The sequence below is a fragment of the Variovorax sp. 20P10.2.4 genome (assembly GCF_058244205.1).
Window position 1 is genome coordinate 1 of sequence record NZ_JBZAYE010000913.1, and the last position, 2,252, is coordinate 2,252.

Annotated in this window: 2 protein-coding genes and 1 pseudogene; all 3 read left to right on the forward strand. The window is 72.3% G+C overall.

Going from position 1 to position 2,252, the window contains the following annotated elements; all coding sequences use genetic code 11:
* Positions 1–1,147: YhdP family phospholipid transporter (locus tag AC27VN_RS39320; RefSeq protein WP_490880192.1), on the forward strand; the 1,147-nt coding region annotated here is incomplete at its 5' end.
* Positions 1,144–1,959 carry a carbon-nitrogen hydrolase family protein gene (locus AC27VN_RS39325; protein WP_490880193.1) on the forward strand — a complete coding sequence of 272 codons (816 nt, stop codon included), beginning with the start codon at positions 1,144–1,146 and terminating at the stop codon, positions 1,957–1,959. The genes AC27VN_RS39320 and AC27VN_RS39325, both read left to right, overlap by 4 nt.
* A 9-nt stretch (positions 1,960–1,968) precedes the next feature.
* Positions 1,969–2,252 (forward strand): annotated as a pseudogene (locus AC27VN_RS39330) (hypothetical protein); the annotation flags it as partial.

The following is a 2,252-nucleotide window of genomic DNA, read 5'->3' on the forward strand; positions in this document are numbered from 1 at the left end:
CACCCTGCACGAGGTGGTGCTCGGCGGCACGCGCGACGGTGCGCTGTGGCGCGCCAACATCGACGCCACCGAGCTCAGCGGCTATGCCGAGTACCGCCACACCCAGGCCGGCCGGCTCTATGCGCGGCTGGCGCGGCTGAAGATCGCGCCGACCGAGGCGACCCAGGTCGAGGCCCTGCTCGACGAGCAGCCCAGCACCCTGCCCGCGCTCGACATCGTGGTCGACGACTTCGAGCTGCTCGGCAAGCGCCTGGGCCGGGCCGAGATCGATGCGGTCAACCGCGGCGGCGTGGGCCGCGAATGGCTGCTCAACCGGCTGAGCTTCACCATGCCCGAGGCCAGCTTCGCGGCCAAGGGCACCTGGGCCGCGGTCCCGGGTTCGGGCGGCGGCGGCCGCGCCGAGCAGCGCCGCACCGCCATGACCTTCCGGCTCGACATCAACGATGCCGGCAGCCTGCTCGGGCGCTTCGGCATGCCCGGCGTGCTGCGGCGCGGCAACGGCCGGCTCGAGGGCAACGTCGACTGGCGCGGCTCGCCGTTCTCCATCGACTACCCGAGCCTGGGCGGCCAGCTCGGGGTGAACGTCGAATCGGGCCAGTTCCTCAAGGCCGACCCGGGCCTGGCCAAGCTGCTCGGCGTGCTGAGCCTGCAGGCGCTGCCGCGCCGGCTCACGCTCGACTTCCGCGACGTGTTCAGCCAGGGCTTCGCCTTCGACTTCATCCGCGGCGACGCGAAGATCACGAACGGCACCGCGAGCACCAACAACCTGCAGATGAAGGGCGTGAACGCCGCCGCGCTGATGGACGGCTCGGCCGACATCGTCCACGAGACGCAGAACCTGCGCGTGGTGGTGGTGCCCGAGATCAACGCCGGCACCGCCGCGCTGGTGGCGACCGCGATCAATCCGGCCATCGGCCTGGGCACCTTCCTCGCGCAGTGGGTGCTGAGCAAGCCGCTGTCGAGCGCGGCCACGCAGGAGTTCCAGATCGAGGGCACCTGGGCCGACCCCAAAATAGCGAAGGTGGCGCGTCCGCTGCTGCCCAACATTTCGAACAACCTGCCGCACCTGCCGGCGCTTCCCAGCCTGCCGGGCATCCCGGGGCTGCCGGCCGCGGGCGAAGGCCGGAGACCGGAGACCACGCAATGAAAGTCGCAGCCATCCAGATGGTGTCGGCCATCGCCCGCGAAGCCAACCTGGCACGCGCGCACGACCTGCTCGCGCGCGCCGCCGCCGAGGGCGCCGAGCTCGCGGTGCTGCCCGAGTACTTCTGCATGATGGGCGCGCGCGACACCGACAAGCTGGGCCTGCGCGAGACCGCCGGCGCGGGCACGGTGCAGGGCTTCCTGGCCGACGCGGCGCGCGAGTTCGGCCTGTGGATCGTCGGCGGCACGCTGCCGATCGAGAGCACCGATGCCGACCACGTCTTCAACAGCTCGCTGGCCTTCTCGCCCGAGGGCAAGTGCGTGGCGCGCTACGACAAGATCCACCTGTTCTTCTTCGACGACGGCCGCGAGCGCTTCGACGAGCGCCGCGTGATCGCGCCGGGCGCCGAGCCGGTGCTGTTCGAGCTGCCCTCGCGCGACGGCCATGCCTGGCGCATCGGCCTGAGCGTGTGCTACGACCTGCGCTTTCCCGAGCTCTACCGCGCGCTCTCGCGCCAGGGCGCCGACCTGTTGCTGGTGCCCAGCGCCTTCACCCACACCACGGGCGCCGCGCACTGGGAGGTGCTGCTGCGCGCGCGCGCCATCGAGAACCTGGCCTGGGTGGTCGCGCCCGCGCAGGGCGGCACGCACGAGAACGGCCGCCGCACCTGGGGCCAGTCGCTGATCGTCGATCCCTGGGGCACGGTGGTGGCGCAGCAGGCGAGCGAGGAGGGCGTGGTGCTGTTCGACATCGACACCGCGCAGGTCGAGCGCGCGCGCACGCAGCTGCCCGCGTTGTCGCACCGCATCCTCTAGGGGCGCGGCATGGCGGTGGATGCGGCCGATCTCGCGGTGCCCGGCGCGCCGGAGCCGGCCTATGCGCCGCCACCGCTGCCGGTGCCGCCCTACCGCCGCCTCGTCGTCGGCTTCGCGCGGCTGCGCTCGCTGTGGCAGCGCTGGTTCCTCTGGCTACTGCTCGCGATCCTGGTGCTGGCGCTGCTGGTCACCGTGGTCTGGCTCGCGGGCAAGCACGAGGTCGAGCAGGTGCAGGCCGCGCTCGACCGCGACACCGCCGATGCCGTGACCGACCTGCGCAGCGGCCTGCAGCG